Raw genomic sequence first — 15,874 nt, 5'->3', positions numbered from 1 at the left:
GCCGCACCCTAGGGGCACGCACTGACAAGCCGGGTTGACCTGCGGCGATTCAGGACTTGGCAGGCAGATACGGGCGCTCGGTCGGGAGCCCGAGGTCGGACGGGAGCAGCGCGCCGACCCAGGTGTCCCGGCGGACCCCCTGGTGCACAGTCGCGGAGCGCTGGGTGCCCTCCAGGACGAAGCCGACCTTCTCGGCCACCGCGCGTGACGCCGTGTTGCCGACCTCGGCGCGCCATTCCAGGCGCTCCACTCCCACCGTGCTGAAGACCCAGTGCGCGAGGGCCAGCGCCGCCTCAGTGACATAGCCGTGGCCGCGGTGCCGCGCGGTCGCCCAGAAGCCGATCTCCGCGCTGTCGCTCTGCCCGTGCCTGGCCGCGGAGATCGCGGCGACCAGCTCGGCGCCGTCCCGGGGGAGCACTGCGAAGCAATGGACGGTGCCCGCGCGCCAGCCGTCCGGCGCGTGCCGTCCGACGAAGCTCTCCGCGTGCCCGCGCTCGTACGGGGAAGGAATTGATGTCCAGCGCTGTATGTCGGGGTCCTGGCAGGCCAGGAAGACAGCATCGGTGTCGGCCTGCTCGAAGGGGCGCAGGAGCAGTCGCTCGGTGGTGAGGATGACGGGCTTCATCGGCCGATTCTCGGCTCCTCGGCTGCCCGGCCGCCAGACCTTTTCGAGGGAGCCCGGCACCTTCCGGGCGTCCCGGCCGTTCTCCCTGCGGGTGACAGTGGGCCTTCCTGTCGGCGGACCTCCCGGCGTGGCGAGGTCCTCGCTTACGATGGCCGTTGCGGTGGGGCCCACCTGCCGTGCCCGCGTACCTCCAGTGCACAGGCCCGACCGGCAAGGAGACCAACCTCAGTGTCCGTCTTCAACAAGCTCATGCGTGCAGGCGAAGGCAAGATCCTGCGCAAACTGCACCGCATCGCGGACCAGGTGAAGTCCATCGAAGAGGACTTCGTGAACCTCTCCGACGCCGAGTTGCGGGCGCTCACCGACGAGTACAAGGAGCGGTTCACCGACGGCGAAAGCCTGGACGACCTGCTCCCCGAGGCGTTCGCGACCGTTCGCGAAGCCGCCAAGCGTGTTCTCGGTCAGCGCCACTACGACGTTCAGATGATGGGTGGCGCCGCCCTGCATCTCGGCTATGTCGCGGAGATGAAGACCGGTGAGGGCAAGACCCTCGTCGGCACGCTCCCCGCCTATCTGAACGCCCTGTCAGGCAAGGGCGTCCACCTGATCACGGTGAACGACTACCTGGCCGAGCGCGACTCCGAAATGATGGGCCGGGTCCACAAGTTCCTCGGTCTCGAGGTCGGCTGCATCCTGGCGAATATGTCGCCCGCGCAGCGCCGTGCGATGTACGCCTGCGACATCACGTACGGCACGAACAACGAATTCGGCTTCGACTACCTGCGCGACAATATGGCGTGGTCCCAGGACGAGCTCGTCCAGCGCGGCCACAACTTCGCGATCGTCGACGAGGTCGACTCGATCCTGGTCGACGAGGCACGTACGCCGTTGATCATTTCGGGACCGGCCGACCAGGCCACCAAGTGGTACGGCGACTTCGCCAAGCTGGTCAGCCGGCTGAAGAAGGGCGAACCCGGCAATCCGCTCAAGGGCCTTGAAGAGACCGGCGACTACGACGTCGACGAGAAGAAGCGCACGGTCGCCATTCACGAGCCGGGTGTCGCCAAGGTCGAGGACTGGCTGGGTATCGACAACCTCTACGAGTCGGTGAACACCCCCCTCGTCGGTTACCTGAACAACGCCATCAAGGCCAAGGAACTCTTCAAGAAGGACAAGGACTACGTCGTCATCGACGGCGAAGTCATGATCGTCGACGAGCACACCGGCCGTATCCTCGCCGGCCGCCGCTACAACGAGGGCATGCACCAGGCGATCGAGGCGAAGGAAGGGGTGGACATCAAGGACGAGAACCAGACTCTCGCCACGATCACCCTGCAGAACTTCTTCCGTCTCTACGGCAAGCTCTCCGGCATGACCGGTACGGCCATGACCGAGGCCGCGGAGTTCCACCAGATCTACAAGCTGGGCGTCGTGCCGATCCCGACGAACCGGCCGATGGTCCGCGCCGACCAGTCCGACCTGATCTACCGCACCGAGGTCGCGAAGTTCGCCGCGGTCGTCGACGACATCGCGGAGAAGCACGAGAAGGGCCAGCCGATCCTGGTCGGCACCACCTCGGTCGAGAAGTCCGAGTACCTCTCGCAGCAGCTCTCCAAGCGCGGCGTCCAGCACGAGGTCCTCAACGCCAAGCAGCACGACCGTGAGGCGCCGATCATCGCCCAGGCCGGCCGCAGGGGCGCCGTCACCGTCGCCACGAACATGGCCGGTCGCGGTACGGACATCAAGCTCGGCGGCAACCCGGACGACCTCGCCGAGGCGGAGCTGCGCCAGCGCGGCCTCGACCCGGAGGAGCACATCGAGGAGTGGGCCGCGGCCCTGCCCGCCGCGCTGGAGAAGGCCGAGCGGGCCGTCAAGGCCGAGTTCGAAGAGGTCAAGGACCTCGGCGGGCTCTATGTGCTGGGTACCGAGCGGCACGAGTCGCGCCGTATCGACAACCAGCTGCGTGGCCGCTCCGGCCGTCAGGGCGACCCGGGCGAGTCCCGCTTCTACCTGTCGCTGGGCGACGACCTGATGCGCCTGTTCAAGGCCGCGATGGTCGAGCGCGTGATGGCCATGGCCAACGTCCCCGACGACGTACCCATCGAGAACAAGATGGTGACGCGCGCGATCGCGTCGGCCCAGTCGCAGGTCGAGCAGCAGAACTTCGAGACCCGTAAGAACGTCCTGAAGTACGACGAGGTCCTCAACCGGCAGCGCGAGGTCATCTACGGCGAGCGCCGCCGGGTCCTGCAGGGCGAGGACCTGCACGACCAGGTGCGTCACTTCATGGACGACACGATCGACGCCTACATCCAGGCGGAGACCGTAGAGGGCTTCGCGGAGGAGTGGGACCTCGACCGGCTGTGGGGCGCGTTCAAGCAGCTCTACCCGGTGAAGGTCACCGTCGATGAGCTCGAGGACGCGGCGGGCGACCGCGCGGGTATCACCGCCGAGTTCATCGGTGAGTCCATCAAGGACGACATCTACGAGCAGTACGCGGAGCGCGAGTCGGAGCTGGGCTCGGACATCATGCGTGAGCTGGAGCGCCGCGTGGTGCTTTCCGTGCTGGACCGCAAGTGGCGCGAGCACCTCTACGAGATGGACTATCTCCAGGAGGGCATCGGCCTGCGCGCGATGGCCCAGAAGGACCCGCTGGTGGAGTACCAGCGCGAGGGCTTCGACATGTTCAACGCGATGATGGACGGCATCAAGGAAGAGTCCGTCGGCTACCTGTTCAACCTGGAGGTCCAGGTCGATCAGCAGGTCGAGGAAGTCCCCGTGCAGGACTCCTCCGAGAAGACCTCGCTGGCCAAGAAGGACGCCCGTCCGGAGATCAGGGCCAAGGGCCTGGACGCTCCGCAGCGGCCCGACCGGCTGCACTTCTCCGCTCCCACGGTGGACGGGGAGGGCGGCATTGTGGAGGGCGACTTCCAGGACGATGACGGGTCCGACCGTTCCGAGACGGACGGCCTGACCCGCGCCGAGCGGCGCAAGGCGCAGAAGGGCGGCGGCCGCCGCCGCAAGAAGTAGCAGCGGGCGGTAACACGAACGCAGGTCCGGCCGCTTCACGGCCGCCGGAGTCCCACCGGCCGGGGCCGGGACACCGCATCGGTGTCCGGCCCCGGCCGCGTGCGCTGGTGTGGTGCCCCTTTTGTGCCCGGGTGCTCCTGTCGCCCTCGTGCCTCCGTGTCTCAGCGCCTGCGCGTGGGCGTGTGTGGCTGTCTCCGGGCTGTCTCTAGGCGCGTGCTCGGGTCGCGCCCACCGGGTCGCCGCCCAGCTCCACCGCGGCGCAGCGCCAGCGGAGGTCGGCCCCCTGCTCCAGGCGGAACGCCATCGCCCGCACCTGCTCACCGGCCGCGATGCTGGCGAACGCCTCGACCACTCCGGGGCGGGGGTGGAAGCCGCCGCAGTTGCGTACGACGGGCAGGGCGCCCCGGGTCCTCAACGGTGTGCGGGGGGCGAGCTGGACCAGCTGCTCGTACGCCTCGCCGATGGTGTGCCCGAGCATCCAGTGCACCGGGCGTCGGCCGCTGAGCACCGCCAGCAGGCGCTCGGCGAACATCTCGTGCGGGGTGGTGGGGCGGGGGTGCGACCGAGGCTGCTGCCGACGGGCCGCTGGTGTGGGTGTGCCGGGCCCGCGCTGATCGCTACGTCCCTGTGGCCGGGTCCTGTCCTTGCTCATCTCTGCCCCGCTCTGCCGTGCCCGTTGTGTACCGGTCAGTAACTTCTGCTGTGGATCTTTTACGGGGGAAGCGGGGTGACGGGCAAGGCGCGGGAGCCGCTGTGGCGGGGGCCGTCAGGATCACCTATCCGAGTGGCCGCCCGGCGGTACCAGGCGGCGGGCGGCCCGTGAGAGGTCCCTCGGGTGGACGCCGCGGGGGCCGGGACGAGCACCCCGAAAGGGGACTCCGTACGTATCCTTGGGTCCGTCTCCCCGACTACGAAAGTGGCCTGCCATGCGCGTCTACGTCCCCCTGACCCTTCCCGGTCTCGCTGAGGCGCACAAGGCGGGCGAGCTGGGCCCCGGCCCGCTGGCCGCCTACGCCGTGACACCGGGCCTGCGCGAGTGGTACGTCTCGGACGACATCGAGGAGCTCGAGTACGCGGCTCTGAGCCGGGCCGCGGCCGCGTCGCTGCGGCTGCTGGCCGGAGACCCGGACGCGGCGCGGCGCCGGGTCGTCGTCGCCGTCGACGTGCCGGACGAGGATGCGGTCGCCGACCCCGACCGGGGGCTGGACGCCTCCGCCATCGGCGAGGTGCGACTGGCCGCCGCGGTGCCGCTCAAGAAAGCGGCGGCGGTGCATGTCGACGCCGACGATGCCGACACGGATGTGACGGCGGCGGCCGGGGCGCTGGGGGCGGCGGACCATGGCGACGACGACGCGCAGTTCACGGTGGACGGGGCGGAGGACCACGTACTGCTGTGGTTCGGCGTACAGGAGATCCCGAACCTGATCGCCTGATCGCCCGGTTGCCCCGCTCGGTCGCCCGGTCACTCGGTCGGAACCGGACCAGGTTGGCGGACTGCGTTGTCATACCCGATGGGTACCGTCTTGTCATGGGGAAGCACATGACGACGCACCTGGTCTGGGACTGGAACGGCACGCTGCTCGACGACATCTCGGCGGTCATCGGGGCGACGAACGCCGCGTTCGCCGAGATCGGCCTGGAGTCGATCACGCTGGCGCGGTACCGGGAGCTGTACTGCGTACCGATCCCGCTCTTCTACGAGCGGTTGATGGGGCGGCTGCCGACGGACGAGGAGTGGGAGGTCATGGACGAGGCCTTCCACCGGCACTACACCGCGTACCGCGTCGGGTGCGTGCTGACCGCGGGCGTCGAGGAACTGCTGCGCGAGTGGCGGTCGGCGGGCAGCAGCCAGTCGCTGCTGAGTATGTACGGGCACGAGGAGCTGGTCCCGGTGGTGCGGGGATACGGGATCGAGCCGCACTTCATACGGGTCGAGGGGCGGACCGGCCCGTCCGGCGGTAGCAAGGCGGCGCACATGGCACGCCATGTCGCGGCGCTGGGCGATGTCGGGCCGGAGCGGGTGGTCGTGATCGGCGACGCGGTCGACGACGCGGTGGCGGCGGCGCACGTGGGAGCGAGAGCGGTGCTCTACACCGGGGGCTCGCACAGCAGAGGGAGCCTGGAGTTGGCGGGGGTGCCGGTGGTGGACACGCTCGCCGAAGCGGTGCTGCTGGCGCAGCGCATGCAGGCCTGAGCGGGGGCGTGCGGGGCGGGGACGGGGCCGCCCCGGCCCCCGGACAGGCCTGCGTACCCTGCGCGTCAGGTCATCCGCGTCAGGTCACCCACCTCAGGTCACCGGGCTCTTCGCGCGCAGGACCGTGAGGAACTCGCGCATCCAGCTTGAGTGGTCCGGCCAGGCGCAGGCCGAGCCCGGGATGCCGTCGACGACCGTTTCCGCGTCCTGGAAGGTCCCCCCGGCGGCCTGCATGTCGAGTTCCAGGGCCGGATACGCGGTGACCCGGCGGCCGGCCAGGCCGCCGATGGCCGCCGTCAGCAGCGGGCCGTGGCAGATCTGGGCCACCGGCTTGTCCGAGTCGAAGAAGGCCTTGAGGAGCTTGTGGAGCTCCCCGTCGTTGCGCAGGTACTAGGGAGCCCGCCCGCCGGGGATCATCAGCGCGACGTACTGGCCGGGGTCCACTTCGGAGAAGGCCAGGTCGGCGGGGAAGCCGTAGCCGGGCTTCTCCGTGTAGGTGTCGAAGCCCGGTTCGAAGTCGTGGACGACGAACTGGAGCTTCTTGCGCGCCGGGGCCGCGGTGTGAACCTCGTACCCCTCCTCGCGCAGACGTTGGTAGGGGTAGAGGACCTCCAGCGACTCCGCCGCGTCGCCGGTCACGATGAGGATCTTCGGTGGCATGACTGATCTCCCTGCTCGGCTGCGCCGTCCCGGTGTTCCGTCCTGACAGTGCGTTTCGACAGTGCGTCCTGGCTGTCCCCGTCAACGTGTCGCGTGGAGCGCGGTTTGCCAAGATGCGGGGCGCGACTTGGCGGTCGGAGGTCGCCGCAGGGCTCCGAAGCCTGTGGGGTGTCGCGCTGCCGAGCGGTCAGGGGAGCGCGATGCGGGGAGACGCGGGGCGGAACTCGGCGGTCCGAGGCTGGCGGGAAGTGAGGAGTACGTCACAGGGAGGGGCGCCGGTGGCCGGTTTTCCCTAGGGGGCGCGCGTCTCTGTCCAGACTGGCAAACTTCGCGGCCGGTTTTGTACACGGACTGGACATGACGGGGCCCCGGTACAGGGCGATAGCCTTGTCACGTGATCAGCGCGATAGCCCTCGGGGGCAGCGAAGCCCCCGGTATGCGCCCGGAGCACCACCGTGCCCGGGCCTTCGCCGATCTTCAAATCCCGGGCCTGCCGCCAAAAATGGCCAATTGCGCCTCGGGTATCTCTCCGCGGCATAACGTCGACTACGACCGGACACCCCGCGTCGTGGCGTTGTGTCACCTTCTTCACCACCTACGTCACGCAACGGCGCGCGACAGGAGCCAGAGGACATGCAGACCAAGCTGGACGAAGCAAAAGCCGAGCTGCTCGCACGGGCGGCACGGGTAGCTGAGAACAGCCCGGCCGGGGGACAACTTCCGACTGGGTCGACGAGCGAGGGAAGCCCGGACCGGGAGACGCTCCTCGCGTACCTCCAGCGCTACTACCTGCACACGGCCCCCGAGGATCTGGCAGACCGCGACCCGGTCGACGTATTCGGTGCGGCACTCTCGCACTACCGGCTGGCGGAGAAGCGCCCGCAGGGCACCGCCAACGTCCGGGTGCACACGCCGACCGTCGAAGAGAACGGCTGGACCTGCAGCCACACGGTCGTCGAGGTCGTCACCGACGACATGCCCTTCCTGGTCGACTCGGTCACCAATGAACTTTCCCGCCAGGGCCGCGGAATCCATGTCGTGATCCACCCTCAGGTCGTCGTACGCCGTGATGTGACCGGCAAGCTGATCGAGGTCCTCACGGCCGAGGCGGGGCGCGGGAAGCTCCCGCACGACGCGGTCACCGAGTCCTGGATCCATGTTGAGGCCGACCGCGAGACCGACCGCGCCGACCTCAAGCAGATCACCGCCGATCTGTTGCGCGTCCTGTCCGACGTCCGGGAGGCCGTCGAGGACTGGGAGAAGATGCGCGACGCCGCGCTGCGCATCGCGGAACACCTGCCGAGCGAGCCCGCTGCCGACGACCTGCGCGAGCAGGAGGTCGAGGAGGCCCGTGAGCTGCTGCGCTGGCTCGCAGACAACCACTTCACCTTCCTCGGGTACCGCGAGTACGAGCTGACCGACAGTGACGCGCTCGCCGCCGTCCCCGGCACCGGACTTGGCATCCTGCGCTCCGACCCGCACCACAGCGGCGACGAGGCGCACCCCGTGAGCCCGTCCTTCAGCCGACTGCCCGCGGACGCCCGTGCCAAGGCCCGTGAGCACAAGCTCCTCGTACTGACGAAGGCCAACAGCCGCTCGACCGTGCACCGGCCGAGCTACCTCGACTACGTCGGCGTGAAGAAGTTCGACACCGAGGGCAACGTCGTCGGTGAGCGCCGCTTCCTCGGCCTGTTCTCCTCCGCCGCGTACACCGAGTCCGTGCGCCGCGTCCCGGTGATCCGCCGCAAGGTCGCCGAGGTCCTCGAAGGCGCGGGCTTCTCGCCCAACAGCCACGACGGCCGTGACCTGCTCCAGATCCTGGAGACGTACCCGCGCGACGAGCTCTTCCAGACGCCCGTCGACCAGCTCCGGTCGATCGTGACGTCCGTTCTGTACCTCCAGGAGCGCCGCAGGCTGCGGCTGTACCTGCGCCAGGACGAGTACGGGCGCTACTACTCGGCGATCGTTTATCTGCCCCGTGACCGCTACACCACCGGTGTCCGGCTGCGGTTGATCGAAATTCTCAAGGAGGAGCTCGGCGGCATCAGCGTCGACTTCACCGCCTGGAACACCGAGTCGATCCTTTCCCGGCTGCACTTCGTGGTCCGCGTCCCGGTCGGCACCGAGCTGACCGCGCTCACCGACGCCGACACGGAGCGCATCGAGGCCCGCCTCGTGGAGGCCGCCCGCTCCTGGGCCGACGGTTTCGCCGAGGCCATGAACGCCGAGTGCGGCGAGGAGCGCGCCGCCGAGCTGCTGCGCCGGTACGGGCATGCCTTCCCCGAGGGCTACAAGGCCGACCACTCGCCGCGTTCCGCCGTCGCCGACCTGGTTCACCTGGAGCAGCTCACCCACGGCCGCAACGACTTCGCGCTCTCCCTGTACGAGCCGGTCGGCGCGCGTCCCGACGAGCGCCGCTTCAAGATCTACCGGATCGGTGAGCAGGTCTCGCTGTCCGCCGTCCTGCCGGTGCTCCAGCGGCTCGGCGTCGAGGTCGTGGACGAGCGTCCGTACGAACTGCGTTGCGCGGACCGCACGCACGCGTGGATCTACGACTTCGGCCTGCGCATGCCCAAGCCCACCGGCAACGGGAACAACGGCGACTACCTCGCCGACGACGCGCGGGCACGTTTCCAGGACGCCTTCGCCGCCGTGTGGACGGGACAGGCCGAGAACGACGGCTTCAACTCCCTCGTCCTGAGCGCCGGGCTGAACTGGCGTCAGGCGATGGTGCTGCGCGCGTACGCGAAGTACCTGCGCCAGGCCGGTTCGACCTTCAGCCAGGACTACATGGAGGACACCCTCCGCAACAACGTCCACACCACCCGGCTGCTGATCTCCCTCTTCGAGGCGCGGATGTCGCCGGGCCGCCAGCGCGCGGGCACCGAGCTGACCGACGGGCTCCTGGAGGAGCTCGACGGCGCGCTCGACCAGGTCGTCTCGCTCGACGAGGACCGGATCCTGCGGTCCTTCCTCACCGTCATCAAGGCGACGCTGCGCACCAGCTTCTTCCAGAAGACGAAGACGGGCGAGCCGCACTCGTACGTCTCGATGAAGTTCGACCCGCAGGTCATCCCAGACCTGCCCGCGCCCCGCCCGGCGTACGAGATCTGGGTGTACTCGCCGCGCGTCGAGGGCGTTCACCTGCGCTTCGGCAAGGTCGCCCGCGGCGGCCTGCGCTGGTCCGACCGCCGTGAGGACTTCCGTACGGAGGTACTCGGCCTGGTCAAGGCGCAGATGGTGAAGAACACCGTCATCGTGCCGGTCGGTGCCAAGGGCGGCTTCGTCGCCAAGAACCTGCCGGACCCGTCCGTGGACCGCGACGCCTGGATGGCGGAGGGCATCGCCTCGTACAGGACCTTCATCTCAGCGCTGCTCGACATCACCGACAACATGGTGGCGGGCGAGGTCGTACCGCCGAAGGACGTGGTGCGCCACGACGAGGACGACACGTATCTCGTCGTCGCCGCCGACAAGGGCACCGCGACGTTCTCCGACATCGCCAACGAGATCGCCGTCGCGTACAACTTCTGGCTCGGTGACGCCTTCGCGTCGGGCGGCTCGGTCGGTTACGACCACAAGGGCATGGGCATCACGGCCCGCGGCGCCTGGGAGTCCGTCAAGCGGCACTTCCGCGAGCTCGGCCACGACTCCCAGAACGAGGACTTCACGGTCGTCGGCGTCGGCGACATGTCCGGTGACGTCTTCGGCAACGGCATGCTGCTCAGCGAGCACATCAGGCTGATCGCCGCCTTCGACCACCGGCACATCTTCATCGACCCGAATCCGGAAGCGGCGCTGTCCTACGCCGAGCGCCGCCGTCTCTTCGAGCTGCCGCGCTCCTCGTGGGGCGACTACGACACCTCGCTGCTCTCGGCCGGTGGCGGTATCCACCCGCGCGGCGCCAAGTCGATCCCGATCAACGCGCATCTGCGCGAGGCCCTCGGAATCGAGGCGGGCGTCAGCAAGATGACCCCGGCCGATCTGATGAAGGCGATCCTCCAGGCGCCGGTCGACCTGCTGTGGAACGGCGGCATCGGTACGTACGTGAAGTCCGCCGGTGAGTCGAACACCGATGTCGGCGACAAGGCGAACGACGCGATCCGCGTCAACGGCGAGGACCTGCGGGCCAGGGTCGTCGGCGAGGGCGGCAACCTGGGCGCGACCCAGCTCGGCCGCATCGAGTTCGCGCGGGCCGGCGGCAGGATCAACACCGACGCCATCGACAACAGTGCGGGCGTGGACACCTCCGACCATGAGGTGAACATCAAGATCCTGCTCAACGCCCTCGTGGTGGACGGCGACATGACCGTCAAGCAGCGCAACAAGCTGCTCGCCGCGATGACCGACGAGGTCGGCACGCTGGTGCTGCGCAACAACTATGCGCAGAACGTGGCCCTGTCGAACGCCGTCGTGCAGGCGCCCTCGCTGCTCCACGCCCACCAGCGCTTCATGCGCAGGCTGAGCCGTGACGGGCATCTCAACCGTGAGCTGGAGTTCCTGCCCACCGACCGGCAGATCCGCGAACTGCTGAGCAACGGCCGCGGCCTGAGCCAGCCCGAGCTCGCCGTGCTCCTCGCATACACCAAGATCACGGTGGCGGACGAGCTGATCCACACCGGCCTGCCGGACGATCCGCATCTGCGGGTCCTGCTGCACGAGTACTTCCCCGAGGCTCTGCGGGAGAAGTTCGCCGAGCAGATCGACGCGCACGCGCTGCGTCGCGAGATCATCACGACGGTGCTCGTCAACGACACCGTGAACACCGGTGGCTCGACCTTCCTGCACCGTCTGCGGGAGGAGACCGGGGCCTCGATCGAGGAGATCGTACGGGCGCAGTTCGCGGCCCGCGCGATCTTCGGGCTCAGTAAGGTCTGGGACGCCGTCGAGGCGCTCGACAATGTGGTCGCGGCCGATGTCCAGACCCGGATCCGGTTGCACTCGCGCCGTCTCGTCGAGCGCGGCACGCGCTGGCTGCTCGGCAACCGCCCGCAGCCGCTGGAGATCGGCGAGACCATCCAGTTCTTCCGCGAGGGAGTGGCGAGGGTCTGGGACGAGCTGCCGAAGATGCTGCGCGGCGCGGACCAGGAGTGGTACCAGGGGATCGTCGACGAGCTGACCGGAGCGGGTGTTCCCGAGGAGCTCGCGCTGCGGGTGGCCGGGTTCTCCTCCGCCTTCCCCGCGCTCGACATCGTGGCGATCGCCGAGCGGACCGACAAGGCTCCGATGGATGTCGCCGAGGTGTACTACGACCTCGCCGACCGGCTGTCCGTCACCAAACTGATGGACCGGATCATCGAGCTGCCGCGGGCCGACCGCTGGCAGTCCATGGCCCGCGCCTCCATCCGCGAGGACCTGTACGCGGCGCACGCCGGACTGACGCAGGACGTGCTGTCCGTCGGCAACGGGACCTCGACGCCGGAGCAGCGCTTCAAGGCGTGGGAAGAGAAGAACGCGGCGATCCTGGGCCGCGCGCGCACGACACTGGAGGAGATCCAGGGCTCGGACGCCTTCGACCTGGCGAACCTGTCGGTCGCGATGCGGACGATGCGGACGATGCTGCGTACGCGCGTCTGATCCATCCGTGACAGCGGTACGAAACAGGGGGCGCCCCGCACCGGAAGGTGGGGGGCGCCCCCTTCACTGCCGTGTCGCAGTTGTGGACCAGAGCCGGTGGCAGGACAGGACGGCCGCGCCGAGCAGCAGTCCGTTGCGTACGACCATGAGTGCGCAGCCCAGCGGCGTGCCCGTCACCACTTCCTCGTACAGCACCGGATAGACGAGCGAGCTGATCGCGGCGGCGGGCAGCAGCAGGGCGGCGACCGGGCGTTGCGAGGTGGCGCGCGAGGTGAGGCAGACCGCGGCCAGGCCCAGCAGCCAGATCAGGTACTGCGGGCTGATCACCCGGCTGGTGACGGTGAACAGCAGCACGGCGCACAAGGCCGCGTCGAAGGGCGTGGCGGCTGTCCAGCGCCGCGCTCTGAACCGCCACACCAGCAGCCAGCAGAAGGCGGCGGCCGTGCAGAGCAGTGACAGATGCGCGACGGTCGACACGTACGGCCCGGTGAACTCCATCGCCCCGTACCGGAAGGTGACCGTCCCCGGCCAGCCGGTCAGCCGCGCGAGCGACAGCGCGGTGCCGCCCAGCGACTCGATCTGCACGCCCCTGCTGCCCTGCTGACGCAGAAAGTCGAGGGTGTGCGAGAAGGAGAGGGACAGGAAGGCGAGCAGCGCCAGCGCGGCCACGACGGCGGACAGCCAGGCGTCGCGAGTGCCGCGACCGCGCGGAGTGCCGAGCAGCGTGAGCGCCGGCCAGACCTTCACCAGTGCGCCCAGGGCGGCCAGCGCGCCGCCGACGCGCGGCCGGGTGCGCATCGCGAGGAGGGCCAGTACGGCGAGGGTGGTGACCAGGACGTCGTACCGGACCAGGGGCAGATGCAGGAGCAGCGGCAGGGCGCACACCCACATCCACGCGCCCCCGGAACTCCGTCCGCGCCCCGCGCCCGCCCGTGCGAGCGCGATGGTGACGAGGGCGTCGGCGAGGAGGGTGAGGACCACGAAGGCCTGGAAGTAGGTCAGCCACGGCAGTGCGGCGGGCGCGAGGATCACCAGGCCCGCGGCGGGCGGGTACTGCCACATGGCATCGTCGAGCGGGAAGTCGCCACGGGCCAGTTGCTCGTACCAGCGGAAGTAGATCCCGTGGACCTCCCCGCTGATGTCGCCGAGCTCGACGACGGCGCCGGAGAGCAGGACGAGCAGGGCGAGCCGGGTGGTGAGCCAGACTGCGCCGAGGGCGCGCGAAGAGCGGCGTGCGCGGGGCGTGGGGGCGTGCGAGCCGGGGGTGGGGGTCGGGTCGAGAGCCCCGATCTGCTGGGTCGTCATCCAGAGGGACTTTAGCCCTCTTTGGTCTATTTGCTACGCTTTGTATGTGCCTCATAGGCGGCTACGACGTCTTCCGCGGGCCCGTCGGTCCGTACGACCCCTGCCTCCAGCCAGATCGCCCGGTCACAGGTCTCGGTGATGGTCCTGTTGTTGTGGCTGACCAGGAAGACGGTGCCCGCCTGCTCGCGCAGCTCGGCGATCCTGGCCCGGCTGCGACGCTGGAACTTCGCGTCGCCTGTGGCCAGCGCCTCGTCGATCAGCAGTACGTCGTGGCTCCTGGCGGCGGCGATCGAGAACCGGAGCCGGGCTGCCATGCCCGATGAGTACGTACGCATGGGCAGGGTGATGGAGTCCTGGTCGCGGTCGTTGATGCCGGAGAAGTCGACGATCCCTGCGCAGCGTTCACGGATCTGCCGACGGGTCATGCCCATCGCGAGGCCGCCGAGGATGATGTTGCGCTCGCCCGTCAGGTCGTTCATCAAGGCGGCGTTGACGCCGAGCAGTGAGGGCTGGCCCTGGGTGTAGACGTGGCCCTGTGCGGGCGGAAGCAGGCCGGCGACCGCCTTCAGGAGGGTCGATTTCCCGGACCCGTTGGACCCGATGAGTCCGATGGCCTCGCCCCGGTGCGCGACGAAGGTGACGCCCCGGACGGCGTGCACTTCGCGTACGCCTGAGCGACCGCCGCGGACCTTGTAGGCGATGTGCACGTCGTCGGCGACGACGGTGGGGACGGGGTCTTGTGCGGTGTGGTCAGCCACGGCCATACATCTCCTCTGCCTGCCAAAAGTAGATGAAGCCGCCCACGCCCGCGAGGAGCGCCCAGCCCGTGGCCACGAGCCAGACGTGCGGGGGCAGTTGGGTGACGGTGAAGCTGTCGATGAGGGCGAAGCGCATCAGGTCGATGTAGACGGCCGCCGGATTGCACTCCAGCGCGACGAGCGCCAGGTGCGGCAGGTGCGGCAGGTGGTTGTTGTGCAGGACATGGCCGATGCTCCACATGACGCCCGACACGTACATCCAGGTGCGCAGGACGAACGGCATCAGCTGGGCGATGTCCGGGGTGGCGGACGCCAGCCTGGCCATGACCATCGCCAGCCCCGTGTTGAACACCGACTGCAGCAGCAGCGCCGGGAGTGCGAGCAGCCAGGACGCGCGCGGGACCTGCCCGAAGCAGACCAGGATCACCGACAGCACGGCCATGGAGAAGAGCAGCTGCTGAAGCTGTTGGAGGGCGTAAGAGACGGGCAGCGCGGCGCGCGGGAAGTGCAGGGCCCGCACCAGGCCGAGGTTCGAGGTGAGGGAGCGGGTGCCCGCCATGACCGAACTGCTGGTGAACGTCCACACGAAGACGCCCGTGACCAGGAACGGGACGAAATCTGCGACGCCGTCTTTGGTGTGCAGCAGGACGCCGAAGATGAAGTAGTAGACCGTCGCGTTGAGCAGCGGGGTCATGATCTGCCAGATCTGGCCCAGCTTGGCCTGGCTGTACTGCGCGGTCAGCCGGGCAGTGGCGAACGCCACGACGAAGTGCCGCCGGCCCCACAGGCGGCGGGTGTACTCGGGCAGCGAGGGGCGCGCGCCGCTCACCGTCAGGCCATGGCGAGCGGCCAGTTCCGCCAGGTTCACCGGTGGTGCTGGGGTGGGTAGTGCGGATGGTGTGGTCGGGGTGGTTGGTGTGAGTTGTCCGGTCGGGGTCGGGGTCGGGGGCGGGGTCGTGGGCGGTGCGGGCTGGGCGGTCGGCAGGCTCACATCTGCGGCTTTCGACGGGGGGCCGGGTCTGCACTGACGACGGGACGGGCCCGTATCGTCGTGACGCCGAGAGTAGATGGCGTCAACGTCGGAACGCAACCGTCTCGTCGTTGCGTAAAAACGCTATGCTTCCTCGCATGACCTCACGCCGTGCGCCCGCCGGAGCCGCAGTGCTCAGGGAGGACGTGACCGATGCGATCCGTGCCGCCGTCTTCGACGAGCTGGCCGCCGTCGGCTTCGCCCGGATGTCGATCGAGGGGATCGCCCGCAGGGCCGGTGTCGGCAAGACGGCCGTCTACCGTCGTTGGAAGTCCAAGCTGGAGCTCGTCCTGGACCTGGTCTCCGCCGTCGCGTCCCAGGGGGTGCCCGCCCCCGCCACCGGTTCGCTGTACGGGGATGTGCGCGCCCTCATCGAGGTCGCCTCGCACGCGCTGCGGCACCCGGTCGCCTCGCAGGTGATCCCGGACCTGCTCGTCGAGGCCGCGCGCAATCCAGAGATCGCCGACGCGATCAGGACGGCGCTGCTCGACGGCCGACGGGGCCTGGCGGCCGGGGTCGTGCGGGATGCCGTCGAGCGCGGGGAACTGCCCGTGGGCGCCGACGTCGACCGTGCGCTCGACCTCATGATCGGCCCGCTGTACTGGCGGCTGGTGGTCGTGCGCACCGAGCTGCCCGCCGGCTATCTGGACAACCTCGCGGCATCCGCCGTCGCGGCTCTCAAGGCCTGATCAGCT

At 69.1% G+C, this 15,874-nt stretch carries 10 protein-coding genes and 1 pseudogene; 5 read left to right on the top strand and 6 right to left on the bottom strand.

Features of this window, described 5'->3' with window-relative positions; all coding sequences use genetic code 11:
• Positions 1-49: 49 nt before the first annotated feature.
• A complete protein-coding gene (locus QMK30_RS06030; RefSeq protein ID WP_283516090.1) occupies positions 50-625 on the bottom strand; it encodes a GNAT family N-acetyltransferase in 576 nt (191 codons plus the stop codon).
• A gap of 228 nt (positions 626-853) precedes the next feature.
• On the opposite strand from QMK30_RS06030, the gene secA reads away from it, so the two are divergent.
• Positions 854-3,655, top strand: coding sequence for a preprotein translocase subunit SecA (gene secA / locus QMK30_RS06025; RefSeq protein ID WP_283516089.1), 2,802 nt, complete (start codon positions 854-856; stop codon positions 3,653-3,655).
• Positions 3,656-3,860: 205 nt separating this feature from the next.
• Here the strand turns inward: secA and QMK30_RS06020 are convergent, their stop codons facing one another.
• Positions 3,861-4,307 carry an Rv3235 family protein gene (locus QMK30_RS06020; RefSeq protein WP_283516088.1) on the bottom strand — a complete coding sequence of 149 codons (447 nt, stop codon included), beginning with the start codon at positions 4,305-4,307 and terminating at the stop codon, positions 3,861-3,863.
• 274 nt (positions 4,308-4,581) lie between these two features.
• Here QMK30_RS06020 and QMK30_RS06015 point away from each other — a divergent pair, with 274 nt between their 5' ends.
• Positions 4,582-5,088, top strand: a complete 507-nt coding sequence (locus QMK30_RS06015) for a DUF6912 family protein (protein ID WP_283516087.1) — start codon at positions 4,582-4,584, stop codon at positions 5,086-5,088.
• A 95-nt stretch (positions 5,089-5,183) separates the two neighbouring features.
• Entirely contained in the window at positions 5,184-5,849 is a 666-nt protein-coding gene (locus QMK30_RS06010) for an HAD family hydrolase (protein ID WP_283516086.1), read from the top strand.
• 93 nt (positions 5,850-5,942) lie between these two features.
• On the opposite strand, the pseudogene QMK30_RS06005 reads toward QMK30_RS06010, so the two are convergent.
• Positions 5,943-6,509, bottom strand: a pseudogene (locus QMK30_RS06005) (DJ-1/PfpI family protein).
• 633 nt (positions 6,510-7,142) lie between these two features.
• On the opposite strand from QMK30_RS06005, the gene QMK30_RS06000 reads away from it, so the two are divergent.
• Positions 7,143-12,086: an NAD-glutamate dehydrogenase gene (locus QMK30_RS06000; RefSeq protein WP_283516085.1), complete on the top strand. Its 4,944-nt coding sequence runs from the start codon at positions 7,143-7,145 to the stop codon at positions 12,084-12,086.
• 63 nt (positions 12,087-12,149) lie between these two features.
• Here QMK30_RS06000 and QMK30_RS05995 read toward each other — a convergent pair whose 3' ends face one another.
• The 3 genes from QMK30_RS05995 to QMK30_RS05985 are packed head-to-tail and all read right to left on the bottom strand — an operon-like array spanning position 12,150 to position 15,017.
• Entirely contained in the window at positions 12,150-13,391 is a 1,242-nt protein-coding gene (locus QMK30_RS05995) for a glycosyltransferase 87 family protein (RefSeq protein ID WP_283516084.1), read from the bottom strand.
• 26 nt (positions 13,392-13,417) lie between these two features.
• Complete coding sequence (locus QMK30_RS05990; protein ID WP_283516083.1) at positions 13,418-14,155, bottom strand: ABC transporter ATP-binding protein; 738 nt, start codon at positions 14,153-14,155, stop codon at positions 13,418-13,420.
• The gene (locus QMK30_RS05985) at positions 14,142-15,017 is read right to left on the bottom strand and encodes an ABC transporter permease (RefSeq protein ID WP_283516082.1); all 876 of its coding nucleotides are present in this window, start codon (positions 15,015-15,017) and stop codon (positions 14,142-14,144) included. Before QMK30_RS05985 ends, QMK30_RS05990 begins: the two co-directional genes overlap by 14 nt.
• Positions 15,018-15,277: 260 nt before the next feature.
• Between QMK30_RS05985 and QMK30_RS05980 the strand changes: the two genes are divergently transcribed.
• On the top strand, positions 15,278-15,868 hold the full coding sequence (locus QMK30_RS05980) for a TetR/AcrR family transcriptional regulator (RefSeq protein ID WP_283516081.1): 591 nt from the start codon (positions 15,278-15,280) through the stop codon (positions 15,866-15,868).
• Positions 15,869-15,874: the final 6 nt, after the last annotated feature.

This window comes from Streptomyces sp. H27-C3, from assembly GCF_030063415.1.
Classification (GTDB): domain Bacteria; phylum Actinomycetota; class Actinomycetes; order Streptomycetales; family Streptomycetaceae; genus Streptomyces.
This window is presented reverse-complemented; position numbering and strand designations above follow the sequence as displayed.